Origin of the sequence: Streptomyces desertarenae (genome assembly GCF_042681365.1) — a bacterium.
Taxonomy (GTDB): Bacteria; Actinomycetota; Actinomycetes; order Streptomycetales; family Streptomycetaceae; genus Streptomyces; species Streptomyces desertarenae.
Window position 1 is genome coordinate 207,487 of the sequence record NZ_JBHUFU010000001.1, and the last position, 26,958, is coordinate 234,444.

21 protein-coding genes and 2 tRNA genes are annotated in these 26,958 nt (G+C 77.7%); 13 read left to right on the forward strand and 10 right to left on the reverse strand.

Annotated elements, in window-relative coordinates; all coding sequences use genetic code 11:
- Positions 1-23: 23 nt before the first annotated feature.
- Positions 24-806: an alpha/beta fold hydrolase gene (locus ACFSJS_RS00845; protein WP_380895557.1), complete on the reverse strand. Its 783-nt coding sequence runs from the start codon at positions 804-806 to the stop codon at positions 24-26.
- A 183-nt stretch (positions 807-989) separates the two neighbouring features.
- Between ACFSJS_RS00845 and ACFSJS_RS00850 the strand changes: the two genes are divergently transcribed.
- From ACFSJS_RS00850 to ACFSJS_RS00865, 4 genes are all read left to right on the forward strand, one after another.
- Entirely contained in the window at positions 990-3,920 is a 2,931-nt protein-coding gene (locus tag ACFSJS_RS00850) for a helix-turn-helix transcriptional regulator (protein WP_380895560.1), read from the forward strand.
- Between the two features lie 256 nt (positions 3,921-4,176).
- Entirely contained in the window at positions 4,177-5,499 is a 1,323-nt protein-coding gene (locus ACFSJS_RS00855; protein WP_380895563.1) for a PucR family transcriptional regulator, read from the forward strand.
- Positions 5,500-5,741: 242 nt separating this feature from the next.
- Positions 5,742-7,004 (forward strand): NAD(P)/FAD-dependent oxidoreductase, encoded by a 1,263-nt coding sequence (locus tag ACFSJS_RS00860; RefSeq protein ID WP_380895566.1) that lies wholly within the window; start codon positions 5,742-5,744, stop codon positions 7,002-7,004.
- A gap of 78 nt (positions 7,005-7,082) precedes the next feature.
- A complete protein-coding gene (locus ACFSJS_RS00865) occupies positions 7,083-7,592 on the forward strand; it encodes a GNAT family N-acetyltransferase (protein ID WP_380895569.1) in 510 nt (169 codons plus the stop codon).
- A gap of 36 nt (positions 7,593-7,628) precedes the next feature.
- Here ACFSJS_RS00865 and ACFSJS_RS00870 read toward each other — a convergent pair whose 3' ends face one another.
- The gene (locus tag ACFSJS_RS00870) at positions 7,629-9,098 is read right to left on the reverse strand and encodes a tetratricopeptide repeat protein (RefSeq protein WP_380895572.1); all 1,470 of its coding nucleotides are present in this window, start codon (positions 9,096-9,098) and stop codon (positions 7,629-7,631) included.
- A 45-nt stretch (positions 9,099-9,143) separates the two neighbouring features.
- The gene (locus ACFSJS_RS00875; RefSeq protein WP_380895575.1) at positions 9,144-12,017 is read right to left on the reverse strand and encodes a CHAT domain-containing protein; all 2,874 of its coding nucleotides are present in this window, start codon (positions 12,015-12,017) and stop codon (positions 9,144-9,146) included.
- A gap of 86 nt (positions 12,018-12,103) precedes the next feature.
- On the opposite strand from ACFSJS_RS00875, the gene ACFSJS_RS00880 reads away from it, so the two are divergent.
- The 4 genes from ACFSJS_RS00880 to ACFSJS_RS00895 all read left to right on the forward strand — a co-directional run bounded on the left by ACFSJS_RS00880 (position 12,104) and on the right by ACFSJS_RS00895 (position 17,042).
- Complete coding sequence (locus tag ACFSJS_RS00880; RefSeq protein ID WP_380895577.1) at positions 12,104-12,544, forward strand: hypothetical protein; 441 nt, start codon at positions 12,104-12,106, stop codon at positions 12,542-12,544.
- Positions 12,545-12,547: 3 nt separating this feature from the next.
- Positions 12,548-13,513, forward strand: a complete 966-nt coding sequence (locus ACFSJS_RS00885; RefSeq protein ID WP_380895580.1) for a hypothetical protein — start codon at positions 12,548-12,550, stop codon at positions 13,511-13,513.
- An 88-nt stretch (positions 13,514-13,601) separates the two neighbouring features.
- Complete coding sequence (dnaG, locus tag ACFSJS_RS00890) at positions 13,602-15,530, forward strand: DNA primase (protein WP_380895582.1); 1,929 nt, start codon at positions 13,602-13,604, stop codon at positions 15,528-15,530.
- A 300-nt stretch (positions 15,531-15,830) separates the two neighbouring features.
- Complete coding sequence (locus ACFSJS_RS00895) at positions 15,831-17,042, forward strand: RNA polymerase sigma factor (protein ID WP_380895584.1); 1,212 nt, start codon at positions 15,831-15,833, stop codon at positions 17,040-17,042.
- A 31-nt stretch (positions 17,043-17,073) separates the two neighbouring features.
- On the opposite strand, the gene ACFSJS_RS00900 is transcribed toward ACFSJS_RS00895, so the two are convergent.
- The 5 genes from ACFSJS_RS00900 to ACFSJS_RS00920 form a co-directional block, all read right to left on the reverse strand.
- Complete coding sequence (locus ACFSJS_RS00900; RefSeq protein WP_380895586.1) at positions 17,074-18,546, reverse strand: xylulokinase; 1,473 nt, start codon at positions 18,544-18,546, stop codon at positions 17,074-17,076.
- A gap of 42 nt (positions 18,547-18,588) precedes the next feature.
- Entirely contained in the window at positions 18,589-19,845 is a 1,257-nt protein-coding gene (locus ACFSJS_RS00905) for a cation:proton antiporter (RefSeq protein ID WP_380895587.1), read from the reverse strand.
- Between the two features lie 2 nt (positions 19,846-19,847).
- A complete protein-coding gene (locus ACFSJS_RS00910; protein WP_380895589.1) occupies positions 19,848-20,321 on the reverse strand; it encodes a cation:proton antiporter regulatory subunit in 474 nt (157 codons plus the stop codon).
- 259 nt (positions 20,322-20,580) lie between these two features.
- Positions 20,581-20,654: transfer RNA gene (locus ACFSJS_RS00915), tRNA-Ile, on the reverse strand.
- Positions 20,655-20,874: 220 nt separating this feature from the next.
- Positions 20,875-20,947 (reverse strand) — tRNA-Asn (locus ACFSJS_RS00920).
- A gap of 200 nt (positions 20,948-21,147) precedes the next feature.
- Between ACFSJS_RS00920 and ACFSJS_RS00925 the strand changes: the two genes are divergently transcribed.
- The gene (locus ACFSJS_RS00925; protein WP_380895591.1) at positions 21,148-21,459 is read left to right on the forward strand and encodes a YtxH domain-containing protein; all 312 of its coding nucleotides are present in this window, start codon (positions 21,148-21,150) and stop codon (positions 21,457-21,459) included.
- Positions 21,460-21,501: 42 nt separating this feature from the next.
- Here the strand turns inward: ACFSJS_RS00925 and ligD are convergent, their stop codons facing one another.
- Complete coding sequence (ligD, locus tag ACFSJS_RS00930) at positions 21,502-22,395, reverse strand: non-homologous end-joining DNA ligase (protein WP_380895593.1); 894 nt, start codon at positions 22,393-22,395, stop codon at positions 21,502-21,504.
- 201 nt (positions 22,396-22,596) lie between these two features.
- Between ligD and ACFSJS_RS00935 the strand changes: the two genes are divergently transcribed.
- The 3 genes from ACFSJS_RS00935 (at position 22,597) to ACFSJS_RS00945 (ending at position 25,215) form a co-directional block, all read left to right on the forward strand.
- Positions 22,597-23,376 (forward strand): IclR family transcriptional regulator, encoded by a 780-nt coding sequence (locus tag ACFSJS_RS00935; RefSeq protein ID WP_380895595.1) that lies wholly within the window; start codon positions 22,597-22,599, stop codon positions 23,374-23,376.
- Positions 23,377-23,462: 86 nt separating this feature from the next.
- Positions 23,463-24,344 (forward strand): SMP-30/gluconolactonase/LRE family protein, encoded by an 882-nt coding sequence (locus tag ACFSJS_RS00940; protein ID WP_380895597.1) that lies wholly within the window; start codon positions 23,463-23,465, stop codon positions 24,342-24,344.
- 73 nt (positions 24,345-24,417) lie between these two features.
- Entirely contained in the window at positions 24,418-25,215 is a 798-nt protein-coding gene (locus tag ACFSJS_RS00945; RefSeq protein WP_380895599.1) for an SCO2400 family protein, read from the forward strand.
- Positions 25,216-25,302: 87 nt separating this feature from the next.
- Here the strand turns inward: ACFSJS_RS00945 and ACFSJS_RS00950 are convergent, their stop codons facing one another.
- Positions 25,303-25,785 carry a MarR family winged helix-turn-helix transcriptional regulator gene (locus ACFSJS_RS00950; protein ID WP_380895601.1) on the reverse strand — a complete coding sequence of 161 codons (483 nt, stop codon included), beginning with the start codon at positions 25,783-25,785 and terminating at the stop codon, positions 25,303-25,305.
- Positions 25,786-25,870: 85 nt separating this feature from the next.
- On the opposite strand from ACFSJS_RS00950, the gene ACFSJS_RS00955 reads away from it, so the two are divergent.
- The gene (locus tag ACFSJS_RS00955) at positions 25,871-26,887 is read left to right on the forward strand and encodes an NADP-dependent oxidoreductase (RefSeq protein ID WP_380895603.1); all 1,017 of its coding nucleotides are present in this window, start codon (positions 25,871-25,873) and stop codon (positions 26,885-26,887) included.
- Positions 26,888-26,958: the final 71 nt, after the last annotated feature.

The following is a 26,958-nucleotide window of genomic DNA, read 5'->3' on the forward strand; positions in this document are numbered from 1 at the left end:
GCCGGGGAGCGGCGGCCGGGCGCTCACCCCGCCGCCTCCAGGAAGTCCGCTATCGCCGGGGCGAAGGAGGGGTGGCGCACGGCGGTGAGGTGGTCCCCGTAGAACGTGCGCAGCGAGGCGTCGGGCAGCGCGTCGGCGAGGACCTGCGGCCGCGCGGCCAGCGGATCGTCCGTGCCCGCGAGCACCAGGGTCGGCACGGTGACCTCCGACAGCGGCATCGGGCCGCGGCGCAGGGCGCGGCTGTGGGCGGCCAGCGCCAGCCGGTCCCCGCCCACCTCGTCCGCCCAGATCCGCAGCCCCGCCATCCGCAGCGGCACGTCGGCCGGGTCCTCCGCCAGCAGGGCCGCGGCCACCAGCGCGGGCGGCAGCTCCCGGGTGTCCACGCCGCCCAGCTCCACGACCCCGGCGCCCACCCCGCCGACGACCAGCCGCGCCACGCGCCCGTCCCGCGCGGCGGACAGCAGCGCGGTGACCGCCCCCATCGAGTAGCCCACCAGGTGCACCCGGTCCTCGCCCAGCACGTCCAGCAGCCCCGACAGGTCGCGCGCCATGGCCTCCTCGCCGTAGCGGCCGGCGTCGTGCGGCTTGTCGGAGCGGCCGTGGCCGCGCGCGTCGATGCCGACCACCCGCCGCCCCCGCCGCACCAGCGTCTCCACGACGCCGGTGCGGACCCAGTTGGTGTGGGTGTCGGCGATGAACCCGTGGTGCAGCACCACGGCCGGCAGCCCGCGGTCGCCGCCGGGGGCCGGATCCCAGCGGTGGTAGCGGATGGTGATGCCGTCGAAGGAGGTGAAGTGGTGTGTCATGGCCCGACGGTAGGACCGCCGGCCGCGGCCGCGGCCGTGCCTTGTGCGGACGCACACGCGGCCGCCGCGACCGCTGGGCCGTGGTCGCGGCGCCCGCCGCCGTCATGGACACTGGGCGGGTTCGGTGCTGTCGTGGGAAGGACCCGGGCTGCCTGGAAGTCCCTTCCGAGGAGGGGTGCGCGGATGCACGGTGCTGACAGGGCGCGGAGAGCCGTGGCGGAACTGGTCGGCGGCGCCCGCGCGGGACGCGGCGGGGCGCTGCTGGTGCGGGGCGAGCCGGGCCTGGGCACCAGCGCCCTGCTGGAGCACGCCGCCGGCGTCTTCGCGGCGGGGGGCGGGAGCGGCACCGTGCTGCGGGTGCGGGGGGTGGCCGCCGAGAGCGCCGTCCCCTACAGCGGACTGCACGCCCTGCTGCACCCGGTCGCCGGCCGGCTCCGGGCCGGCGGGCGGCGGACCGCGGCCCTGGCCGAGGTCCTGGCGCTGGGCACACCGGCGCCCGACGGCGACGGCCCGGTGCTGGCCGCCCTGGCGGCGCTGCTGGGCGACCTGGCCGCCGGGGGGCCACTGCTGGTCTGCGCCGACGACGTCCACCTCCTGGACGGGGCCTCCCGCCGCGCCCTGGGCTTCGCCGCCCGGCGGACGGGCGCGCCGCTGCCCGCCGCGATGCTGCTCGGCACCCACCCCGAGGGCGCCGACGACCCGCTGCTGGCGGGCCTGCCCGTGCTCGACCTGAGACCCCTGGACGACACGGCCGCCGCCGCGCTGCTGGACGACCTGCTGCCCGCCGGCGCCGACCCGGCCGTACGGGAGGAGCTGCTGCACGCCGGCGAGGGCAACCCCGGACTCCTCACCGACCTGGTCGCCTCCCTCACCCCCGCCCAGCTCGCCGGCGCCGAACCGCTCCCCCACCCCCTGCCGGCCACCGGGCCCCGGCTGCGCGCGGCCGCCGCCGTCCTGGCGGGGCTGCCCGAGGCGACCCGCACCCTGCTCCTGCTGACGGCCGCCGCGCACGAACTCGGCGGCCCGGCCGACTGCTCCACCCTGCTGCGCGCCGCCGCGTCCGCCGGGGCCGGGCCGCACGACGCGGGCCCGGCCGAGGAGCGCGGACTGCTGCGGCGCGAGGGGGACGCCCTGCGCTTCGCCCACTCCCTGCTGCGCCGCGCCGCCTACTGGGGCGAACCGCCCGAGCGGCGCCGCGCCGCGCACCGGCTCCTGGCACGGGCCCTGGAGACCGCCGGCGCCGCACGGCCGGACGGCACGCCCGCCACCGGGGCGGAGCCGGCGGCGGGGGCGCCGCACCGGCTCCTGGCCCTGCGCCACCGCGCCGCGGCGGCCGACCCCGCGCTCGGCCCCGACCCCCGGCTCGCCGACGCCCTGGCCACCGCCGCCTGCGCGCGGCCCACGGCCGGCGAGTGGACCCACGCCGAGCTGTCCGACGCCCTGTGGCGCGCCGCCGAGCTCACCGGCGGGGGCGACGGCGCCGACGACGCCGAGGAGGCCGGCGGGGTGCGCGCCGCCCGGCTGACCGCGGCCGCCGAGCACGCCTGGTCGGCCGGGCGCCCCCAGCGGGCCCTGAGCCTGCTGGACCGGGCCCGCGCCCTGCCCGTCCACGACGTCGTGCGCGGCCGCACCGAACTCGTGCGCGGCGCCCTGGAGCTGCGCAACGGCGTGGTCACCGACGCCCACGAGGTCCTCGGGCACGCCGCCCGGCTGCTGGGCCCCCACGACCCCCGTGCCGCCCGCCGAGCGCTGCTCCACGCGAGCGACGCCTCCTGGGCGGTCGGCGACATCGCCGGGCTGCGCGCCGACCTCGCCCGCGTCGTCGAGCTGCGGTGCCCCGGCGACGACCCGCTGCCGGACGACTACTGCGCCGGGATGGACGCGGTGATGTCCGGCGACTTCGCCCGGGGCGTCCCCGCGCTGCGCCGCGCCGTGGAGCGGGCCGCCGGGGAGCGGCGGCCGTGGCTGCTGCTCCGCGCCGGGGTCGCCGCCCTGGTCCTCGGCGACGTCGCCGCGGCCCACGCCCTCGACACCCGCGCCCTGGCCGCCGCGCGGGCCCGCGGCCCGGCCGCCCTCGTCCCCCTGGCGCTGGAGCACCTGGCCTACAGCGAGCTGCGGGCCGGGCGGCACAGCCGCGCCCGCGCACACGCCGAGGCCGGGCTGCGCCTGGCTTCGCGCACCGGCCAGCGCAACTGCGCGGCCCACCACCACGCCGTGCTGGCGATGGCCGCGGCGGTGGAGGGGGACGCGGCCGCCTGCGCGGAGCACGCCCGCGCGGCCGGCCAGGAGGCGGGCCCGCACGGCCTGGGGGTCGCCGCCACCCTGGCCCAGTGGGCGCTGGCCCGCTGCGACATGGGGTACGGCCGCCCGCACGAGGCGGCCGCCCGGCTGGAGCCGCTGGTGGGCTCCGGGCCGGGGGAGGGGCCCGGGGCCGGGCGCGGGCACTTCGCGCTCCAGGCGCTCGCCGCGCCCTGCCTGGTCGAGGCGGCGGTGGCGGCGGGGGAGCGGACGGCGGCCCGCGCCGCGCTGGAGTGCTTCGAGAAGTGGACGGCCGTCACCGCCGATCCGATGGCGTCCGTCCAGCTCGCCCGCTGCCGCGCCCTGACGGCCGCCCCGGACCGGGCGCCCGCGCTGTTCGAGCGGGCGCTGGAGGAGCACGCGCGGATCGACAGCGACTTCGAGCTCGGCCGCACCCGGCTGCTGCACGGCAAGGCGCTGCGGCGCGGGCGGCGGCCGGGCGCGGCGCGCGGGGTGCTGCGCGACGCGCTGCTGGCCTTCGAGCGGTGCGGCGCCCGCAGCTGGGCCGACCAGGCCCGCGCCGAGTTGCGGGCCACCGGCGAGGCGGCGGGGACGGCGGGGGCCGCCGCGGCGCGGGCGGCGGGGGGAGGGGGGCGGCGGACCCGGGAGCGGCCGCGGCCGCTGGACGGGCTGACGCCCCAGCAGCTGCGCATCGCCCGGTGCGTGGCGGAGGGCGCCACCAACCGGGAGGTGGCGCTGCGGCTCTCGGTCAGTCCCCGCACGGTCGACCACCACCTGCGGAACGTCTTCGCGGTCCTGGGCGTCCGCTCCCGGGTGGAGCTCACCCGCGTCCTGGCGGCGGCGGGCGACGGCTGACGCCGGTCCGGAACCGGATCCGGTCCCGCCGGTCCCGCCGGGGCCCGGACCGGTGTGCCGGGCCCCGGCGCGCGGCCGTCGCCGCAGGCCGGACCGGTTCACCCGGCAGAGCCCTCCGGCTTCCGGGGAAGTCCGGGCGGACCTGGGAGACTGAGCGGTCGCTAAGGAATCTCCGCACGCCTCTGGATATCCCGCGGCGGACCCGCCGACAATGCTGCACCAGCCGCCCCCCACACCCGCCAGGTGGAGGACCGTGATGCACCCCGTCGTACGCGCTCCCGTGAACGCCGAGGCCGTGGCCGTGCTGCACCGGGCGGCCCGCCCCCTGATGGACGAACTGCCCCAGCTCACCGACCGCGTGGTCGCGCTGCTGCGCGAGGAGGAGCCCGCCTACCGCGCCGCCTCCGTGGATCCCGAGGGGCTGTGGCAGGAGGTGCACCGCTCGCTGCGGCACAACGTCGGATCCCTGCTCCGCCCCGGGGAGCTGCGCGAGGCCGCCCGCCGGTGCTCGTGGCGGATCGGGGCCGAGCGCGCCGAGCAGGGCCTGCCGCTGGACGCCCTGATGCGCGCCTTCCGCCTCGGCGGCGGCGTGGTCTGGCAGGCCCTGGTGGACCGGGTCACCCGGCACGACCCCGACGGCGCCCGGCTCCTGGTCCACGTGGCCGCGGTGGTCTGGGACTTCGTCGACGAGCACTGCGCGGTGGTGGCCGAGGCGTACCGGCGGACCGAGCGCCGCCTCACCTGGCGCGGCGAGAACCGCCGGCGGCTGGTGGCCGAGGCCCTGCTGGAGGGCACCGTGCGGGTGGCCGACCTGCCGGAGGTCTCCGAGGTGCTGGGGCTGCCCGAGCGCGGCCGGTACGCGGTGGTGGTCGTCGCCGGTCCCGGCCGGGAGGCGCTCCGGGCCGCCCACCGCTCCCGGACCCCGGCGGGGGCGAGGGTGCTGTGGCACTCCCGGCCCGACACCGACCTGGGCATCGCCCTGCTCGGCGGCGGGGGCGGGGAGAGCGGAAGGGGCGCAAGAGGCGGAGGGGACGGAAGGGACGGGGCCTCCCTGGAGGACCTGGCCGCCTCCCTGCCCGCCCTGCCCTGCGTGCGCACCGGCGTCGGCCCCGCGGTCGAGGGGCTGGCCGCCGTGGGGGACGCCCGCCGCCTGGCCGAGACCGCGCTGCGCTCCGCCACCGCCGGCGGACCGCCGGCCCTGCTGCACGAGCACCTCCCGGCGGCCCTGCTGGTCTCCTCGCCCGACCTGGCCGCCGCGCTGGCGGAGCGGGTGCTGGGGCCGGTGCTGCGGCTGGAGGGCGCCGACCGCGACCTGCTGCTGGACACGCTGGCGGCGTGGCTGGAGTGCGACGGGTCGGCGCGGCGGGCCGGCGACCGCCTCTTCTGCCACCGCAACACCGTCCTCAACCGGCTGCGCCGCTTCGAGCAGCTCACCGGGCGGTCCCTGGCCCGCCCCCACGAGGTGGCCGAGCTCTCCCTGGCCCTGACGGCCCGCCGGGTGCTCCGCGGGACGGCGTACGGGACCGGGGGGCACGGCGGCGCGGCGCACGAGGGGCTCAGGACGCGCGCCGCGGTGTGAGCGCGGCGCACAGCGGAGCGCGCACACCCGTTCCTGCGCCCTGGCTCCCGCGGAACCGCGCGGCCGGCCGGGTGCACGGGGGCGGCCGGCGGGGAAGACAACGGGGAGGGAGCGCGGACCGGGCCGCGGAGCACACCCGCGGCGTCCGCCGGCCGCCCCGCCCACCGGCGCGGCCGGCACGGCACGGCGCGTCCACACACACCGACGGCAAGAGGGGGGCACCGCAACCGAGGAGGAACCACGTGGTCGACGCACATCGCACGTTCGTCATCGTCGGCGGAGGACTGGCCGGGGCGAAGGCGGCCGAGACCCTCCGGGCCGAGGGCTTCCGGGGCCGGGTCATCCTGATCGGCGACGAGCGCGACCACCCCTACGAGCGCCCTCCCCTCTCCAAGGGCTACCTCTCCGGCACCGCCGGGCGCGACAGCGTCTTCGTCCACGACCCGGGCTGGTACACCGCGGCCGGCGTCGAGCTCCACCTCGGCCAGCCCGCCGTCCGCCTCGACCGGGAGGCGAAGGCGGTGGAGCTCGGCGACGGCACCCCGATCCACTACGACGCCCTGCTGCTGGCCACCGGCGCCGAACCGCGCCGCCTGGACGTCCCCGGCACCGGCCTGGCCGGCGTCCACCACCTGCGCCGCCTCGCCCACGCCGACCGGCTGCGCGGCACCCTGGCCGGGCTGGGCCGCGACAACGGGCACCTGGTGATCGCGGGCGGCGGCCGGATCGGCCTGGAGGTGGCGGCGGCCGCCCGCACCTACGGCGCCGAGGTCACCGTCATCGAGCCGCACCCCACCCCGCTCCACCCCGTTCTGGGCCCCGAGCTGGGCGCCGTCCTCACCGACCTGCACGGCGAGCACGGGGTGCGCTTCCGGTTCGGCGCGGGGATCGCCGAGATCGTCGGCCAGGACAGCCAGGTGCTGGCCGTGCGGACCGACGACGGCGACGAGCACCCGGCGCACGCCGTGCTCGCCGCCGTGGGCGCCGCACCCCGGGTCGCCCTGGCCCGGTCCGCCGGCCTGGAGCTGGCCGAGGAGCCCGTCGGGGGCATCGCCGTGGACGCCTCCCTGCGCACCGGCGACCCGTACGTCTACGCCGCGGGCGACGTCGCCGCCGTCCACCACCCCCTGTTCGGCGCCCGGCTGCGCGTCGAGCACTGGGCCAACGCGCTGAACGGCGGCCCGGCGGCCGCCCGCGCCATGCTCGGCCGGGAGGTCGTCTACGACCGGGTGCCGTACTTCTTCTCCGACCAGTACGGCGTGAGCATGGAGTACTCCGGCTGGGCGCCGCCCGGCTCCTACGACGAGGTGGTGGTCCGCGGCGACCCCGGCAGGCGGGAGTTCCTGGCGTTCTGGCTGAACGGGGGACGGGTGCTGGCCGGGCTGAACATGAACGTCCGGGACGTCACCGGGCCGGTCCAGGAGCTGATCCGCTCCGGGCGCGAGGTGGACCGGGAGCGGCTGGCCGACCCCTCGGTGCCCCTGGCGTCCGTGGCGGCCGGCTGACGGGTCCCGCCCCGCGTGCCGCCCGCGCCCCCCGCCCCGGCCTGCGGCCCGCGCCGGAGGAGCCGTAGCGTGGCGGGCATGAGCCGACCCGCGATCCGCACCGCCGTGGTGCCCGCCTCCGAGATCCTCGGACTGCGGTGGGAGGTGCTGCGCCCGGGGCTGCCGCGCGAGGCGGCGGTCTTCCCCGAGGACGCCGACCCCGCCGCCTTCCACGTCGCCGCCTACGAGGCGGACGCCGGCGAGGGCGCGCCCGTCCTGGGCTGCGCCACGTTCTTCCCCGACCCCTTCCCCGGGGCGGCCGCGACCGCGTACCGCTTCCGGGGCATGGCCAGCGCCCCGGCCGCCCGCGGCCGGGGCTTCGGGGCGGCCGTGCTGCGGGCGGGCACGGCCGAGGCGGCCGCGCGCGGCGCCGGACTGCTGTGGTGCAACGGCCGCACCGAGGCCCGCGGCTTCTACGAGCGCCACGGCTTCGCGGTCCACGGCGGGGAGTTCGTCATCGAGGGCGTCGGCCCGCACCTCGTCTTCGTCAAGGAGATCGGGCGCGGCGGGGGGAGCGCGGGGCGCGGCGACGCACCGGACCGCGCCTGACGCCCGCCGCTCCTCGCCGCCCCGCGGCGGCGGGCGTCAGGCGCGGTCCGGTGGGGTCCCGGTGTCCTGTGCGCCGTCCCCCGCCGCCCGCCGCAGCATGTCCAGGGCGGCCCGCGCGTCCTCGTCGCCCCGGGCAGCGGGGCCGCCGAGCCAGTCGGCGATCCGGTCCAGGTCGTCCGACGGCCCGGGGCCGGACGGGGGCCGACCCGGCCGCGGTGGTGTGCGCCCCGGACCTGCCGGGCCGGCCTTCTGCGCCGCGCGCAGCCACCGTTCCGCCTCGTGCCCCAGGCCCCGCCGGGCCAGTGCCTGCGCGAGGTTGATCATCCCGGCGGCGCACCCGTTCTCCGCCGACCGCCGGAACCACTCCTCGGCCCGCCCCCACTCGCCCCGCCCGGCGTGGACGGCCCCGTAGCTGGCCTGGGCGTCGGCGTTGCCGGCCTCGGCCGCGCGCCGGTACCACTCCTCGGCGCCCGCCAGGTCGCCCCGGTCCTCCCGCAGCAGGTTGCCCAGGTTGTTCATGGCGTCGGCGTCGCCCAGGGCCACGGCCCGCCGGTAGCAGTCCTCGGCCCCGTCGAGGTCGCCGCGCCGCCGCAGCAGCACGCCCAGGTTGACCAGCGAGTCGTGGTGGCCGCCGGCGGCGGCGAGCCGGTAGTGCCGCTCCGCCTCGGCCGTCTCGCCGCGCGCGTGCAGGAGGGCGCCCACGGCGTGCCGGGCGGCCGGGTGCCCGGCCTCGGCGGCGCGGCGGTAGTGGACCTCGGCGCTCTCCTCGCCGTGGCGCCGGGCGTGGGCGTAGGCCCGGTGCGCCAGGGCCTCCGGATCGCCGCTCTCCCCCGCGAGGGCGAAGCAGTCCTCCGCCTCCGCCAGGTCGCCGCGGCGGGCGAGCAGCAGTCCCAGGCAGAAGAGGGCGCCCGGATCGCCGCGCCCGGCGGAACGGCGCAGCAGCTCCTCCAGCTCCTCCAGGTCGTCCGGGCCGTCCGGGCCGTCCGGGCCGTCCGGACCGGCGGGCCCGGCCGCCTGCCCCCGGGGGTCCGGCAGGAGGCCGAGCAGCCGCGCCGACCTGCCGTCCCCGGCCGCGGCGGCGGCGTTCAGCCAGGTGCGGGCGCCGCCGGTGTCGCCCCGCTGCAGGTACAGGAGGCCCAGTACGCCGAACACGTCGGTGCGGCCCGCGTCCGCCGCCGTCCGCAGGTGCGGCTCCGCCTCCTCCGGCCGGTCGCGCGCCAGCAGCAGCAGGCCCAGGCCCGCCGCGGCGTCCGCCTCGCCGGCGCCGGCCGCCGCGCGGAGCCAGCGCTCGGCGCCCGCCGGGTCGCCGCCGGCGGCCAGTGCCATGCCGTGGAACGTCATGGCCTGCGGATCGCCGGCCTCGGCGGCGAGCCGGGTCAGCTCCCCGAGGACCTCCTCGGCCCCTCCGGCCCCGCCTTCCCCTCCGGCGCGCCGGGGTCCGCCGGCGTCCCCCGCACGCCCGCGGCGCCTGCGCCACCACCGCCCGCGGCCCGTCCCGTCGCCCATGCCGACCCCCTCCGCCGTACCGGACCACCGCAACGATTGTGGGCCTCATGCGCCCACATGGACATGCCCCGCCCACAGCGACGGGGTGGCCGGGTAGCGCTCGCGGGCCGCGCGGACGGCCGTGTGCACCGCCCGGGCGGCCCGGTCGGCGTCCGGGTCCGGGGCGCCCAGCTCCCGGTAGGTCCGCCGGGCGATCCGCGCCGCGACCGTGTCGTCCACCCACCACAGCGTGGCCACCACGTGCCGGAAACCGGCCAGTTGCAGGCCGCCGGCCAGGTGCAGCGCCTCGTCGGCGAGCGCGGGACCGGTGCGCGCCGTGGTGCAGGCGGACAGGTAGGCCAGTTCGGCGTGGTGCAGCTCCAGCCCGGCCAGCCGCGCCACGGTCAGCGGGTGGTCGGCGTGGTCGTGGACGAGCAGGGCCGAGCGCGACGGGCTGACCGGGTCGGCCTCGCCGTGCCCGGCGAAGTGCAGCCAGGTGTGCCGGGGGAGTTCGGCCACCACGCGCCCGCAGGTCGCCTCGGGACCGGTCAGCAGCCGGGCGCCGGGCAGCAGCCCGGCGAGCGCGGCGGCCTCCTGCGCGGCACCGGGCAGCGGCCTCGCGCCGGGGGTCCGGGGCAGGGCGACCACCAGCGGGCGCACCGGCCGCCGGGCGGCGGAGCGGCCGGCGCGGGCCCGGGCCAGGGCGCGCACGGTGGGGGCGTAGGAGGAGACCACCCGGTCCAGCACCGCGCGTCCGGCCCCGCGGTCGCGGTGGTGCCCGGCGGCGTGCAGGGGCAGGAAGGCCAGCGGACCGGTCGGCACCCACCACACCCGGGGCCACCGCGCGCCGGGAGCGGGCGGCTCCCGGAAGCCCAGCGCGTCGAGCACCGGCCCGGCCACGCCGTCCCACAGCCAGGCCAGGCAGCGGGAGACCGCGTCCTCGTGGGCGGGCAGCTCGGCCAGGTCGCCGCCCTCGTCGGAGGAGAGCCGCGCCAGGGCGGTGAGGAGCGCGCCCGCCTCCCGGACGGCGTCCTCCAGCGTCAGGGCGGGCAGCGGCACCACCTCCACCCCGCCCGGGGTCAGGACGAGGGCGTCGCAGCGCAGGCGGCCGGCGTTGACCACGACGACGGGCCCCTCCGCCGCCTGCGCCGTCAGCTCCCGCACGGGCGGGGGCCGCAGGAAGTGCTCCAGGCCCGGCAGCGCGCGGGCCCGGGCCAGCAGCCGGTCCCACTCGGCCGCGAGCACGTGCCGCCGGTCCGCCGCCGTCAGCGGCGCCGCCTCCGCCCCCGCCGGGACCGCCCCCGCCTCCGCCCCGGCGTCCCCGGCGCCGAGCGCGGAGCGCAGCTCCTCCAGCCGCCCGGCCAGCTCCGCATCGCGCTCCCGCAGCGGATCCAGCCCGTCGCGGCCCTCCACCACGCGGCCCAGCAGGACGCCCCGGCCGAGTTCGAGCAGCTCCACCGCGCGCTCCGGGCGTCCCGCCGCCACCGCGCAGGCGGCGGCGTCGCAGGCCGGCCCGGGGAAGCGGGACAGGACGTGCTCGGCGTCCTCGCCCGCCAGCTGCCGCGGGGCGAGGGCGGGCAGCAGTCCGACGGCCAGCTCGTACGCCTGCGACGCCTGCTCCACGTCGCCCGCGTCCGCCGCCAGCCGCCCCCAGGCCACCGCCGACGCCAGCCGCCGGTGCGGCGGGGCGGCCGGGTGCCGGGCGGCGGTCCGCGACGACTCCAGCGCCTCCGCCAGCACGTGCGGCTCGCCGGTCCGCCGCAGGCGGCTCCACAGCACCAGGGCCAGCTCGTGGTGGACGCCCGCCGCGTAGGCGCCGCCCGGGGCCGTGCCGCGGGCCGCCTCCCGCAGCAGCGCCTCGGCCCGCTCCGCGTCCGCGGCGCGACCGGTCAGGTCGTGGCGCGTCTGGAGGGCCGAGGCGAGGTTGGCCAGCAGCGCGGGACGGTGGGCCCCGCCCGGCCCGGCCGCGGCCAGGGCCCGTTCGTGCGCCGCCAGCCGGCCGTCCAGGTCGGCCGGGTCGCCGCCGGCCTCGAAGCGGGCCCGCAGGGCGTTGCCCAGGCCGGTGTGGAACATGCCGTACCCGGGGTGGGCGGGCGGTGTGACGGCGATCGCCTCCCGGTGCGCCCGCACCGCCTCGTCCAGGTCGGCCGGGTCGCCGGTGCGCTCGTGGCGCAGCCGGAGCGCGATCCCGAGGTTGGCCAGGTCCCCGCCCCGGTTGACGTCCCCGGCCGGGCGCCGGGCCACCACCTCCCGGGACAGGCGCAGCGCCTCCTCCAGGTCCGGGAGGGAGCCGGTGCGCTCGTGGCGTTCGCGGAGCACGAGCGCCAGCGTGGCCAGCAGGCTCACCCGGTGGGGGTGGGCCTCGCCCGCCGCCGCCCCCGCCGCGCGCAGCACCTCCACCGCCTCGTGCAGGTCCTCCAGGGCGCCGGTGCGGGCGAAGCGCAGCCGCAGCGCCTGGCCCAGCACCAGCAGTGCGGACGCCCGAAGGGGCGGCAGCCGCGGCGGTGTGGCGCCGACCGCCTCCCGCGCCGCGTCGACCGCCCGGTCCCACACGCCGGGATCGCCGCTGTGGACGGCGGCGTCGAGGAGCACCGCCGCGCGGCGGTGCGAGGCGTCGATCCGGCCGCCGTCGATCCGGTCGCCGGGCCCGCCGCCGGAACCGTCCGCGGCCCCGGCGGGCAGGAGGCGTTCCAGGGCGTCGGCGACGGCGCCGTCCCGTTCGCCGGAGCCGTCCGGTCGCGCCAGCGAGCGGAACCGGTACAGGTCCGCCACCGCCCGTACGGCACCGGGGTCGCGGACCGGGTCGGGGACGCACGCCATCAGCGCGCGCGCCTCCTCCAGCGCTTCGGGGGCGAGCACCGCGTCCCGGTCGTACGATGCCGCGAACAGCATCACCCGGGCGGTCAGCGAGTGGACTAACTCGTCACGTGCGGAAGCCACTTCGCCACGGTAAGGCCCCGCGGCGCCGCTTCGGAGGGCTACGGTGGGACGGACCGGGGACGGGACGGACCGGAGGGGGAGGACCGGTGGAGACCGAGGAGGGCGGCCGAGGCGGTGCGGAGGCGCTGGCCCGGCTGTGCGGGAACACCGCCGCGGTGCGCGCGCTCGCCGGGGCGCGGGGCGAGGGACCGGAGTTCGAGCGGATCCTGGCCGGACTGCGCGCGGACGGCGACACGGCGGTGCTGCTGGCGGAGGCCGGTGAGCTGCTGCGGCGCTGCGGCGCGGCCCGCGGCCTGGGAGAGCTGCGGGGGACGCCGGTGCCGCCGCCGTCCCCCGCGCCCTGGACGGGACCGCCGCACGGGCTGCCCCGCCTGGGCGGGCACGCGGTGGAGGAGGCGTACGTCTGCCCGGCCGGCCGCTGCACGCGCGTGGTGCTCGCCGACGAGGTGGGGGACGGCGCGCCGCGGGACGGTGACGGACCGGTGTGCGGGATCCTCGACCGCCCCCTGCGGCCGGTGAGGCTCTGAGCGGTGACCGGCTTCCTGACCACCCTGGGCAGCAGACTCGCGGAGACCTGGCTGTCGCTGCTGGTCCTGCCCGGCCTGCTGTACGTGACCACGTCGGCCGCCGCGGGCGTCCTCGGCCACCGGCGGCCCTTCGCCCTGGACCACCTCGCCCACCGGATCGACGCGCTGGCCGCCGAACCGGCCGCCCACGCCACCGGGACCGTCGTCCTGGCCGCGGCGGGCGTCCTGGCCTGCTCGGCCGGGGCGAGCCTGCTGGCCGCCGCGCTCGGCGGCGCGGTCGAACGGCTCTGGCTCGGCGACTGGCCCCGCCCCGCGGCGCGCGCCGCCCGCGCCCTGACCGGGCGCCGGGCGCGCCGCTGGGAGGCCGCGCACCAGCGCTACCGCCGGGCCCTGGCCGACAAGGCCCGGCTGCGGGCGGCCGCCGCGCCGGAGGAGGCGGCCGCGCCCGCGCTCACACCCGGTCCCGCCACCGCACCCGGCCCCGTCGCCCCGGTGCCCGACACCGCCGCCCTGAACGAGGCCCGCAACCGCATCGCCCTCGCCCCGCCGAGCCGCCCCACCTGGATGGGCGACCGGATCGCCGCCGCCGACCTGCGCGTCCACCGGGTCTACGACCTGGACCTCGCCTCCGCCTGGCCCCGGCTGTGGCTGCTCCTGCCCGAGACCGGGCGCGCCGAGGTGCAGCACGCGCGCACCGCTCTCACCGCGGCCGCCCGCCGCGCGGGCTGGGCCGTGCTGTACGCGGTGCCGGCCCTGTGGTGGTGGCCCGCCGCCCTGATCGCCGCGACCGTCCTGGCCGCGGCCTGGTACCGGGGGCGCCAGGCCGTCTCCGCCTTCGCCGAGCTGGTCGAGGCCGCCGTCGACCTCCACGGGAGGGAGCTGGCCGGGGCGCTGGGCCTCGGCGGGGAGGGCCGCCTCACCCGGGAGACCGGTCTGGAGATCACCCGCGTCCTGCGCAAGGGCACGTGACCCCCGGACCGTCCCGCCGCACCCGGGCGCGGCCCCGTCCCGCCGCGGGCCGCGTCCGGGTGTCACGGGACGGCCGTAGACTTCTGCCGTGGCGGGAAGGATCAACGACGACGACGTGAAGGCCGTGCGGGACGCGGTCCCGATCGACGCCGTCGTCTCCGAGTACCTCCAGCTCCGCCCGGCGGGCGGCGGCAACCTCAAGGGGCTGTGCCCCTTCCACGACGAGAAGTCCCCCTCCTTCCACGTCAGCCCCAGCAAGGGGCTCTACCACTGCTTCGGCTGCCAGGCCGGCGGCGACACCCTCGACTTCGTGATGAAGGTGGACCACCTCTCCTTCTCCGAGGCCGTCGAGCGGCTCGCCTCCCAGGCCGGGATCACCCTGCGCTACGAGGAGGGCGGTTACGCGCCCGGCCGCCAGCAGGGCGAGCGCATCCGGCTGGTCCAGGCCCACAAGGCCGCCGCCGCGTTCTACACCGAGCAGCTCGACTCGCCCGAGGCCGAGATCGGCCGCCGCTTTCTCGCCGAGCGCGGCTTCGACTCCGGCGCCGCGGCGCACTTCGGCGTCGGCTACGCCCCGGCCGGCTGGGACCACCTCACCCGCTTCCTGCGCGGTCGGGGCTTCAGTGACAAGGAGCTGATCCTGGCCGGGCTCGCCCAGGAGAGCCGCAACGGCCGGCCCATCGACCGCTTCCGCGGCCGCCTGGTGTGGCCCATCCGCGACATCACCGGCGAGGTCGTCGGCTTCGGCGCCCGCAAGCTCCGCGAGGACGACAACGGACCCAAGTACCTCAACACCCCCGAGACGGCGATCTACCGCAAGTCCCAGGTGCTGTACGGCATCGACCTGGCCAAGAAGGAGATCGCCAGGAGCGGCCGGGCCGTGGTCGTCGAGGGCTACACGGACGTGATGGCCTGCCACCTGGCCGGGGTGACGGGGGCGATCGCCACCTGCGGCACCGCCTTCGGCGGCGAGCACATCAAGATCCTGCGGCGGCTGCTGATGGACAACTCCCGCTCGGAGGTCGTCTTCACCTTCGACGGGGACGCCGCCGGGCAGAAGGCCGCCCTGCGCGCCTTCGAGGACGACCAGAAGTTCGCCGCCCGCACCTCCATCGCCATCACCCCCGGCGGCATGGACCCGTGCGAACTGCGCCTGGCCCAGGGCGACGAGGCGGTGGCCGCCCTGGTGGAGGGCCGCTCGCCGCTGTTCGAGTTCGCCCTCCGCTCGGCCACCGGGCGGTACAACCTGGACACCGCCGAGGGCCGCGCGGCCGCTCTGGAGGAGGCCGCGCCGATCGTCGCCCGGATCAAGGACGGCTCCATCCAGCACCAGTACGCGGTCCGCCTCGCCGGCCTGCTGGGCATCCTCGACACCGAGTTCGTGGTGCGGCGCGTGGGGCAGCTCGCCCGCTGGGAGCGCGAGCGCCGCGCCGCCGGTCCCGCCGGCCCCGGCGGTTCCGCCGCCCGGCAGCACCGCCCGCCCGCCGGTCCTCCCGTGCCGCAGCCCGCCCCCGGTCCGTCCCCGCGCGGTCCCCGGCTGGACCTGCGCACCCCCCAGCGGCTGGCCGAGCGCGAACTGCTGAAGCTGGCGCTGCAGTTCCCCCAGCTCGTCTCCCCCCTCTTCGACGCCTACGGCGCGGACGAGTTCACCGCCGCCCCCTACGCGGCGGTGCGCGAGGCCGTCGAGAAGGCCGGGGGGGTGGAGCGGGCCGACGCCGGGTACCTGACCCGGGTGCGCGACGCCGCGCCGGACGACACCGTGCGGTCGCTGGTCACCGAGCTGAGCGTCGAACCGCTGCGGACCCCGCGCGAGCCCGACCCGGCGTACGCCGGGGAGTTCCTGGTGAAGGTGCGCCTGGAGGCGGTCAACCGCCGGATCGCGGAGCTGCGCAGCACCTTCGAGCGGATGGTGAGCAGCGGCGACGAGGGCCAGGGCGCCGTCGCCGAGCAGCTGTGGACGCTGGAGCGGTACGGCCGGGCGCTGCGCGACCGCGGCGCCGCCGCCCTCTGGGGCTGACGGGCGCGCCCTCGGGCCCCGTACCGGCCCGCCCCGCACCGACCCGACCGGGCGGCCGGTCCGGCCGCTTCTGCTGCGTTCCGTACCCGGTCGGTCACCGAGGAGTTCCAAAAAGCGGGCGCACGACCCTCGTGGCCGGAGTGTGTCGTACCCCACACTGGAGCCGGTGCCTGAGTTACCGGAGCGCGACTGCCCCGTGACACCGCTCGTCCGCCCCGGCGCGGACGCCGGTGCGTCCGCGCCCGTCCTCGTCTCGCGTGTCGTCCCGAACCGGCAGCGAACAGCTTGGAGGCCGCCCCCGTGCAGACCCGGACCCTGACCGGCGAGGCTCCCGCCGCCCCTACCGCGACCCTGGCCGTACCGCCGCCGGCCCGTACCGCCGCCGTGTCCCTGGAGGCCCCGCCGGTCCCGGTGTCCCACGCCGGGCCGCCGGCCGCCCCGTCCGACCGCCCCGAGCAGGTGCCGTCCGCGAGGGGCGGCCCCGCGGTCCCCGGGGTGCCGGGCACGGCGGCGGACGGGGAGGTGCCGGGCGGGGAGGTGCCGGGCGGGGAGGCGGACGAGTCGCCCCTCGCCCTCCGGGCGGTGCGCTCCGACGGCGGCGGCCCCTCGGCGGACCTCTTCCGCCAGTACCTGCGCGAGATCGGCCGCATCCCGCTGCTCACCGCGGCCGAGGAGGTCGAGCTGGCCCGGCGCGTGGAGGCGGGGCTGTTCGCCGAGGAGAGGCTCGGCAGCACCCCCGTCCCCGACGAGCGGCTCGCCCTCGACCTCGACCGCCTGGTGGTCATGGGCCGGTTGGCCAAGCGCCGGCTGATAGAGGCCAACCTCCGCCTGGTGGTCTCGGTGGCGAAACGATACGTCGGGCGCGGGCTGACCATGCTCGACCTGGTCCAGGAGGGCAACCTGGGCCTGATCCGGGCGGTGGAGAAGTTCGACTACACCCGGGGCTTCAAGTTCTCCACCTACGCCACCTGGTGGATACGCCAGGCGATGTCCCGGGCGCTGGCCGACCAGGCCCGCACCATCCGGGTCCCCGTCCACGTCGTGGAGCTGATCAACCGCGTCGTCCGCGTCCAGCGGCGCATCCTCCAGGAGCGCGGCTACGAGCCGACGCCCGAGGAGGTGGCGGTCCACCTCGGCCTGACGGGGGAACGGGTCGGCGAGGTGCTGCGGCTGGCGCGGGAGCCGGTGTCGCTGCACGCGCCGGTGGGCGAGGAGGACGACGTCAGCCTCGGCGACCTCATCGAGGACGGCGACGCCCCCTCACCGGTGGAGTCCGCGGCGTTCATGCTGCTGCGCGAGCACCTGGAGGCGGTGCTGTCCACGCTGGGCGAGCGCGAGCGCAGGGTGGTGCAGCTCCGCTACGGGCTGGTGGACGGCCGCCCCCGCACGCTGGAGGAGATCGGCCGCCTCTTCGGCGTCACCCGCGAACGCATCCGCCAGATCGAGTCCAAGACGCTCGGCAAGCTCCGCGACCACGCCTACGCCGACCAGCTCAGGGGCTACCTCGACTGATCGGGCCCGCCCGGCGCCCCGCCGGGCCCGCTCAGCCGAACGCTCCCGGGTGGGTCTGCTCCCGCACGGCCACGTACTGCTGCCGCACGGCCTGGCCCACCGCCAACTCCTCGCCCGGCTCGAAGACCTGGCCGGCGGGCGCGGGCCACAGCGGGGGCTGCTGCGGCGAGAGCGTGCCCTGGTACACCCCCAGCGCCCAGGCGGCCTGGCGGGCCGCTCCCAGCGCCGTGTAGTCGGCGGGCTGCGGGACGACCACCTGCGCGCCCAGCAGCGCCGGGGCGATCGCCTGGACGGCCGGCAGCTCGGCGGCGGGCCCCAGCAGGAAGACCCGGTGGACCGCCACGCCCCGGCCGCGCAGCACGTCCAGGGCGTCGGCGAGCCCGCACAGCATGCCCTCGAACGCGGCCCGCGCCAGGTGCTCCGGCTTCATGCTCTCGCGCCGCAGCCCGGCCAGCGTGCCGGCGGTGTGCGGCAGGTCCGGGGTGCGCTCGCCCTCCAGGTAGGGCAGCAGCACCAGTCCGTACGAACCGGGCGTCGACGCCAGCGCCAGCTCCGACAGCTCCTCCAGGGAGGTGCCCAGCAGTTCGGCGGTGCCGCGCAGCGCCCGTACGGCGTTGAGGGTGTACACCACCGGCAGGTGCATGCCGGTCGCGTCGGCGAACGAGGTGATCATTCCGGTGGGCTCCACCAGCGCCTGGGGGTGCACGGAGAAGACCGACCCGGACGCCCCCAGCGAGACCACCGCGTCGCCCACTCCGACGCCCAGCCCGAAGGCGGCGGCCATCGTCTCGCCCGTGCCGGCGGAGATCAGCAGGCCCTCCGGGGTCTGCCCGGCGGCCTCGGCCGGGCCGATCACCTCCGGCAGCCTCACCGGCCGGCCCAGCGCGAGTTCCGCCAGGTCCGGTCGCCAGGACTCGGCCGCGGCCGACCAGTAGCCCGTCCCCGAGGCGCCGCCGCGGTCGGTGGTGCGCCGCACCGGGCGCCCCAGCAGCTGCCACACCAGCCAGTCGTGCGGCTGGAGCACCTCGGCCGTGCGCTGCGCCGCCTCCGGTTCCTGCCGGGCCAGCCAGCGCAGCTTCGCCACCGGCTGGGAGGGCCGCGGCACGCAGCCGACCGCCTGGACCCACGCCTCGCGGCCGCCGAGCGCGTCGACGAGGTCGGCGGCCGCCGTCTGGGCCCGCCGGTCGTTGCCGACCAGCGCGGGCCGCACCGGGGCGCCCGCCTCGTCCAGCGGCACCAGCCCGCTCTGCTGCGCCGAGACGCCGATCGCCTGGACGCCCTCCAGCAGCCCGCCGGCCGCCGCCTCGCCGAGCGAGAGCAGCCAGGCCTGCGGGTCGATCTCGGCGTGCCTCCCCGCGGCCGGCGCCCCGTCCTCCCCGGCGTCCGCGCCCCCGGGCACGGGGTGCGGGGCGTATCCCTGTCTGACGACGGCACCGGTGTCGGTGTCGCAGACGACGATGCGGGTGTACTCGGACGAACTGTCCAGACCGGCGACTATCCCCATGCAGAGATGATGCCTCACCGGCCGCGGGGGAGTTCCCCGGCCCTACGGCTGGGTGGGGGAGTCCGCGCGGAGCGTGGTGCCGGAGGGGATCCCGGGCTCCTCCCGGGCCGGGGGCGACTGCCCGGCCGTGCCGGAGGGGACCCGCACCAGCCGCGGCATCAGCGCCCTGACCGCGGGTTCGGTCCAGCGGGCGGCCAGCGGGCCGATGATCACCATCAGCAGCACGTACGCGGTGGCCAGCGGCCGGATCTCGGCGGCGACCCCGGCGGCCAGGCCGGCGATGACGATGGAGAACTCGCCGCGCGCCACCAGCGCGCCGCCCGCCCGCAGCCGGCCCTTGGGGCTGATGCCCGCGCGCTGGGCCGCGTACCAGCCGGTGACCACCTTGGTGACGACGGTCACCACGGCCAGGATCAGGGCCGGGACCAGCACCGGCGGGATGTTGCCCGGGTCGGTGGACAGGCCGAAGAAGACGAAGAAGACCGCCGCGAACAGGTCGCGCAGCGGGGCGAACAGCCGATGGGTGTTCTCGGCGACCTCGCCGGAGAGCGCGATGCCGACGAGGAACGCGCCGACGGCCGCCGAGACGTGCAGGTGCTGGGCGATGCCGGCGATCAGGACGGTCAGGCCGAGCACCACCAGCAGCAGCAGTTCGGGGTTGTCGGAGGAGACGGCCTTGCTGATCAGCCGCCCGTGGCGCAGCGCCACGTACAGCACCAGGCCCACCGTGCCCAGGGCGATGATCAGGCTGAGGCTGCCCCCCGCCAGTCCGACGCCCGCCAGCAGGGTGGTCAGGATCGGCAGGTAGACGGCCATCGCCAGGTCCTCCATGACGAGGACGCCGAGGACGACGGGGGTCTCGCGGTTGCCGAGCCGGCCCAGGTCGGTGAGGACCTTGGCGATGACGCCGGAGGAGGAGATCCAGGTGACGCCCGCCAGCGCCACCGCGGCCACCGGCCCCCAGCCCATGACGAGGGCGGCGACGGCACCGGGCGTGGCGTTGAGGACGAAGTCCACCGCCCCCGAGGGGTACTGGGTCTTGAGGTTGTCGACCAGTTCGGAGGCGCTGTACTCCAGGCCCAGCAGGAGCAGCAGCAGGATCACGCCGATCTCGGCGCCGATCGCGACGAACTCCTCGCTGGCGCTGAGCTCGAAGATGCCGCCGTGCCCGAAGGCGAGGCCGGCCAGCAGGTAGAGGGGGATGGCGGACAGGCCGATCCGTCCGGCGAACCGCCCGATGACGCCCAGTCCGAGGATGATGGCGCCCAGTTCGATGAGCAGCATGGTGGTGTTGTGCATACTCAGCCCCCCGCGATGATCTGGGCGAGCTCCTCGACCCCCTCGCGGGTGCCCACGACCACGAGGAGATCACCTGCCTCAAGCCTGAAGTCCGGCCCCGGGGCCGGGTGGGGAGCGGTGCGCCGCAGCACGGCGACGATGGACGCTCCGGTGCGGGTGCGGGCGCGGGTGTCGCCCAACGGCCGCCCCCGGTAGGGCGACTTGGCGGTCACCGGGATCCGCTCGGTGGCCAGGTCCAGCTCCCCCATCGCCAGATCGGGAGGGCCCGCGTCGGGGGCGATCAGGGCGGCGAGCGAGGCGGCCTCGTCCGCGTCCAGCTTGAACGACGCCTGGCAGGTGTCGGGGTCGTCGGCCGCGTAGAACCCGAGGAAGCGCCGCCCGTCCTGGTGGACGACGACGGACAGGTGCCGCCCGGAGCGCGTGGTGACGTCGTACTGGACTCCGACGCCCGGAAGCGGGGTGCGTTTCATGGACAAGGCTCTCTCCGAGGAACGGATCGGGCGGGCCCTGGAGCCGGCGGGACGGACGAGCCCGTACGGGTGAAGCGCCGGTCAGTTTCTCACAGAGTGCCTGGACAGGGCCCGCGCAGAGGTGCGCGGGGCGCGGGCCGCCGGCCGCTCCGCGGCGTGTGCGGCGCCTCGTCCGGGCCGGGCGGCCGGGGGAGTCCCGAGGGGGCGTGAAGGGGTCGCCCCGGCTCCCGGAGGCCGGGCCGGAACGTTCCCCCGGTCCGGTGAGTGGGGCGGGTGGGACTCGAACCCACGGCCGACGGATTATGAGTCCGCTGCTCTAACCGGCTGAGCTACCGCCCCGGGACGGCGTGCCGCGCACATCTGTGCGCGCCGTCTGCCGCAGCATAGCCGCTCATACGATCTCCCGCCCGTGCCGGGGGGTGCCGGGGCAGGCATGTACCGATGAGCCCGTGATCACCGGGTTGTCGGCTTCCGCCGCGGCGGGACGCTTACCCGGGGCGCCGCACGGTACGCGGACCATACGCCGAGAGGGGCCCTTCCGGGCCCCTCTCGGCAGGTGCTCCCCCGACTGGACTCGAACCAGTAACCTGCCGGTTAACAGCCGGCTGCTCTGCCAATTGAGCTACAGGGGAATGCTTCCCGGAGATCGCCTGCCCGGTTTCCCGGGGGCTTTCCCCGCTGGCGAGGAATACAGTAGCGCATCCCCCGGCCGGCTCCGAAATCGGTATTCGCCGAGCCTGCCGGGGGTACCCGTCGGATGTCCGCCGCAGACCGGCAGGGCGCGCGCCGCGGAGCCGGCGCGCGCCGGGAGAGACCTTCAGGAAGGGGAGCCATGCGCTACCGGCTCACGTTCGTCGCAGGAGTGGCCGTCGGGTACGTGTTCGGCACGAGGGCCGGGCGGGAGAAGTACGAGGAGCTGCGCGCCAGGGCCCGGCGGCTCGCGGAGAACCCGGCGGTGCGCAACGCCTACGAGTCCGCCACGCAGAACGGGCGGGAAATGGCCGGCAAGGCACTGGGGGCGGTCTCCGAGCGGATGGGCGACCGCGTGCCCGCCACCGTCTCCGACAGGGTGCGCACGCTGCGCGTCCGCCGCGTGGAGGAGCGCACGCCGTTCGACGACGGCTGGGGCACCAGCGGCTCCTGAGGGGGCGGCCGGCGCCGGCCGGGCGGTGGCGCCGCGCGCCGGTCAGCCGCCGTCCGGCAGCCGCCCGGCCCGCGAGGAGTCGAGCAGCGGGCCGAGCAGGTCGCCGTGCCTCTCCAGCCGGGCGGCCAGGTCGCCGGCGGTGAAGACGAGGTCGTCGGGGTGTTCGCAGCCGGCGACCTCGTCCCACGTCACGGGCGTGGAGACGGTGGGGCGGGCCTTGGCGCGCAGCGTGTAGGGAGCGGCGGTGGTGCGCGTCCAGGCGTTCTGGCTGTGGTCGACGAAGACCCGCCCCTTCCGCAGCTTCCTGGGCACCTGGTGCACCACCAGCTCCGGCAGCTCCTCGGCCGCCTCGCGGGCCAGCCGTTCGGCGTAGTCGGCCACCGCCGAGGAGTCGGTGGGCCGCAGCGGGGCGAGCACGTGCAGGCCCTTGGAGCCGGAGGTCTTGACCCACGCCTCCAGGCCGTCGCGCGCCAGCCGGTCGCGCAGCCACCCGGCGACGGCGCAGCACTCGACGACCGTGGCGGGGGCGCCGGGGTCGAGGTCGAACACCAGCCTGTCGGCCCGCCCCTCCCGGGGCAGCCGCCACTGCGGGACGTGCAGCTCCAGGGCGGCGAGGTTGGCGGCCCACACCAGGGTCGGCAGGTCCTGCACGACCACCTGGCGGTCCGTGCTCCCGTCGACGCGGTGCACCTCGCGCACGGCCACCCAGTCGGGGGTGCCCGGCGGCACGTGCTTGGCCATGAAGGACTTCCCGGCCACGCCGCCGGGGGCGCGGACGAAGGAGGCCGGCCGGTCCCGCAGGTGGGGCAGGAGCACCTCGCCCACGGAGGTGTAGTACTCCACGACGTCGGCCTTGGTGAAGCCGGCCTCGGGGTAGAGGACCTTGTCCGGGCGGGAGAGGGAGAGGGTCCGGCCCTCCACGACGGTGTTCGGCATGGGATACGGGTTGCCGCGGCGGTGCGGTCCCACACCGCCTCGGCGCCCCGGTCCGGAGCGCGTTGCCGGGGGACCCGGGCTGCCACTAGCCTACGTTCGTGATTCCGGTCATCCTTCGGGATCCCGAACGAGCAGAGGGTCCGGCGTCAGGGGCCGAGCGGCACCGCGACTCCGGGCCAGGGGGAGGAGGGGAGGGCGGCGATGGGACGTCTCGTACCGGCCGTGACCAGGGCTCTCGACATACTGGAGCTCTTCCTCGGGGGGGACGGCACCCTGTCCGCGCCGGAGATCACGCGGAAGCTGGGGCTGCCCCGCACCACCGTCCACGAGCTGGTGACCACCCTGGCCGCACGCTCCTATCTGGTGCCCGTGCCCGAACAGCCCGGACGCTACCGGCTCGGGGTGCGCACCTACCAGCTCGGCAGCCGCTACGCCGAGCAGCTCGACCTCGCCGCCGAGGGGCAGCAGGTGGCCCGCAGCGTCGCCGAGACCTGCGACGAGACGGTGCACGTGGCGATCCTGGAGGACGCGGACGTCATCTACATCGCCAAGGTGGACAGCACCCACGCGGTGCGCATGGTCTCCGCCGCCGGGCGCCGCCTGCCCGCGCACTGCACCTCCGTGGGGAAGATGCTGCTGGCCTCCCTGCCCGAGGAGGAGCTGGACGCGCGGCTGCCCGGTCCCGGCGGCGAACCGCTGAGGGCGATGACGCCGAACTCCATCACCTCGCCCGGCGAACTGCGCGCGGCGCTGGCGGAGGTCCGGGAGCGGGGCATCGCCGTGGAACGGCGTGAGTCCAACCCGGACGTGAGCTGCGTGGCCGCGCCGGTGCGCGACAGCGCGGGCCGGGTGGTGGCGGCGCTCAGCATCTCGGTGCCCATGATCCGCTGGAGCGAGGAGCGGCGCACCGAACTGGAGGCCCTGGCGGCCAAGGGGGCCGCCGAGCTGTCGGCGCGCCTGGGATACCGGGGCGCCGCCTGACCGGAAGGCGGGGGGCGGCCCGCGGAGGCACGGACGCACGGCCGCACGGAGGCCGTGGAGGACCATCGGCGAAGGGGCGGGACGGCATGACCGGAACGGGGAGTACGGCGCGGTTCGACGTCGCGGTGCGGCAGGAGGCGCTGCTGGGCGAGGGTCCCACCTGGGACGCGGAGCGCGGCCGGCTGGTCTGGGTGGACATCCTCTCCTCGCGGGTGCACACCTGGGAGCCGGGCAGCGGGCGCCGCACGGTGCTGGCCACCGAACAGCACGTCGGCGCCGCCAAGCCGCGCGCCGGCGGCGGCCTCGTGGTCAACCTCCGCGACGGCGTGGGCCTGTACGGCGAGGACGGCTCCTTCGCCTGGCTGCACCGCGACCCGGTGCCCGGCCGGCGGGGCAACGACGCCGCCGTGGCCCCGGACGGCGCGCTGTGGGCGGGCACGATGGCCTACGACGAGACCCCCGGGGCGGGCACCCTCACCCGCGTCGCCCCGGACGGGACGGCCGCCACCGTCCTGCCGGAGGTGACGATCAGCAACGGCACGGGGTGGAGCCCGGACGGGCGGCTGATGTACTACGTCGACACCCCCACCCGCCGCATCGACGTCTTCGACGTCGACCCGGACGCCGACGGCGCCGCCGCCCTCGGCGGCCGCCGGACGCTGGCCGCGATCGAGGCGGGGGCGGGCTTCCCCGACGGGCTGACGGTGGACGCCGACGGGTGCGTCTGGGTCGCCCTGTGGGACGGCGGCGCGGTGCGGCGCTACACCCCCGACGGCAGACTGGACCGCACGGTGCCCGTTCCGGCCTCCCGGGTGACCGCGTGCGCCTTCGGCGGGCCCGGGCTGGGCGACCTGTACGTCACCACGGCCCGGACGGGCGTCGACCCCGGAGCCGAGCCGCTGGCCGGGGCGCTGCTGGTGCTGCCGGACGCGGGACGGGGGCTGGTCCAGCCGCCGTTCGCGGGCTGACGCGGGTCGGCACACCATCTTCACCCCGGGCCCCTTCTGCGGGACACCCGGCGAGCCGTAGCCTACGGGCTCCATGACCTACTGCGTCACATGCCGCCGGCACCTCAACGGCGCCCTCTGCTGCCCCGGATGCGGTACGCCCAGCCGCGACCTGGCGCCGGCGGACACCGCCCCCCGCCCCCTCGCCGCGCCGCACGCCCCGTACGGCAGGAGCCGCCGCGCGGCCGGGGACGGGCCCGGCGGCGGGCACCGCGACGCGCCCGGCGGCGAGGGGACGGGCGGGGAACCGGACGGGGACGGCCGCGGCGGCGGACGCCGGGCCGACCGGGCCGCGAGGCGGAGGCGGGCCGCCCTCGTGGGCCTGGTGCTCGGCGCCGGGCTGTCCACCCTCGGCATCGCCGAGTTCACCACCGAGGGCGTGCTGAGGGAACTGCCGCTGCTGCCGTCCGCGCCCGCCGGTGAGGACGTGGACGGGGCGGAGCGGACCGGCGGCGACGGCGGCGGCGCCGCAGGTGGCGGACCGGGCGGCCCGCCGACTGCGGCGGACCGGCCGGGGACGGAGCGCGGCCCCGCCGCCTCCCCGGCCTCCTCGGCCGCGGCCTCCGCCGGGGCGTCCGCGTCGGCCGCGGCCTCCGCGGAGGCGTCCCCGTCGGCCTCCGAGCCCTCCGCGCCGGCCCCCACGGTGACGGAGGAGGGCACCGTCGAGGCGCCCTCGCGGCCCACCGCCGAGCCCACCGGGGAGCCCGAGCCGCCGCAGAGCACCGGACCGGCCGATCCGCCGCCCCCGCCTCCCGCGGAGCCCGAACCCGAGCCCGAACCGGAGCCGGAGCCCACCCCCACCTGCGACCGCTTCATGTGGTGGTGCGTCTGAGACCCGTGCGCGGGGAGGACCGCGGCGGACCGGGGGCGACCGGGACGGGGCCGCGGCGCGGCCGCGGCCCGGGAGCCCCGGGCCGCGTCACGGCCCGTCCGGCTCCGCGCCCGTGCCGCCCGCCGCGCCCTCCGTGCGCCCGGCACCCAGCATCCGCCTGAGCAGGTCGCGCAGGAGGGCGCGCTCGACCGGGGTCAGCTCGCCCAGCGGCTCGCGGGCGAAGTCCAGGGAGCCGCGCAGCAGTTCGGCGGTGCCCAGGCCGCTTTCGGTGAGGGCGGCGAGCTTGACGCGGCGGTCGGCCGGATCGGGACGGCGCTCGACCAGGCCGCGGGACTCCAGCCGGTCGACGAGGCCCGTGATGTTCGACGGCTCGCACTTCAGCCGTCTGGCGATCTCCCGCATGGGCAGGGGCCGGTGGTGGAGCAGGGCGATCAGCCGGGCCTGGGGGCCCGTCAGGGAGTGCCGGCCGGCCGCCTCGTCGTACTCCCGGTGGAAGCGGTCGACGACGGTGCCGATCAGCTCGACCACTTCCAGGGTGAGCGGATCGGCGGGTGCGCTGCGGGAGGCCATACCGCCAGGATACCGATGTGCTTGACAACCTGAAACATCCTGTGGATGGTTGTTTCAGGTACTGAAGTATTTGGAGGGTTCTCCCATGGCACTGCCCACGACCGGCCGAGAGTGGCACCTGACGGCCCGCCCGGAGGGCTGGCCCGCCCCCGAGGGCTTCGCCCTGCGCGAGGCGCCCGTACGGGCTCCCGGTCCCGGCCAGATCCTGGTGCGCAACCTCCACATGTCGGTGGATCCGTACATGCGCGGCCGCATGGACGACCGCGAGTCCTACGTGCCGCCGTTCCGGCTGGACGAGCCGATGGACGGCGGGGCGGTCGGCGTCGTCGTCGCCTCCGAGGCCGAGGGCCTCGCCCCGGGCGACCACGTGCTGCACGGCCTGGGCTGGCGCGAGTACGCCACGCTGGACGCCCGGCACGCCTCGAAGGTCGACCCGGAGCTGGCCCCGCTGACGACCTACCTGGGTGTGCTCGGCATGCCCGGTCTGACGGCCTACGCCGGTCTGCTGGAGGTGGCCTCCTTCAAGGAGGGGGACGCCGTCTTCGTCTCCGGTGCGGCGGGCGCGGTCGGCAGCCAGGTCGGCCAGATCGCCCGGCTCAAGGGCGCCTCGCGGGTGATCGGCAGTGCCGGCTCGGCGGAGAAGGCGCGGCTGCTCACCGAGGAGCTCGGCTTCGACGCGGCCTTCAACTACAAGGACGGGCCGGTGTACCGGCAGCTGAAGGAGGCCGCGCCCGACGGCATCGACGTCTACTTCGACAACGTCGGCGGCGACCACCTGGAGGCCGCCATCGGCTCGCTGAAGGTGCACGGCCGCGTCGCCGTCTGCGGCATGATCGCGCAGTACAACGCCACCGAGCCGCCCGCGGCCCCGCGCAACCTCGCGCTCGTCATCGGCAAGCGGCTGCGCATCCAGGGGATGCTGGTCGGCGACCACTCCGCCCTGCGGCCGGCGTTCGTGGAGGAGGTCTCGGGGTGGATCCGCTCCGGTGAGCTCAAGTACCACGAGACGGTCGTGGAGGGCATCGAGAACGCCGTGGACGCCTTCCTCGGCATGCTGCGCGGCCGGAACGTCGGGAAGATGGTCGTCAGCCTCGACGCCTGACGCCCGGCCGCGCGGCGCCCGCGAACACGGGAGGGGGGGCCGCCCCGGCACCGCCGGGACGGCCCCCCTCC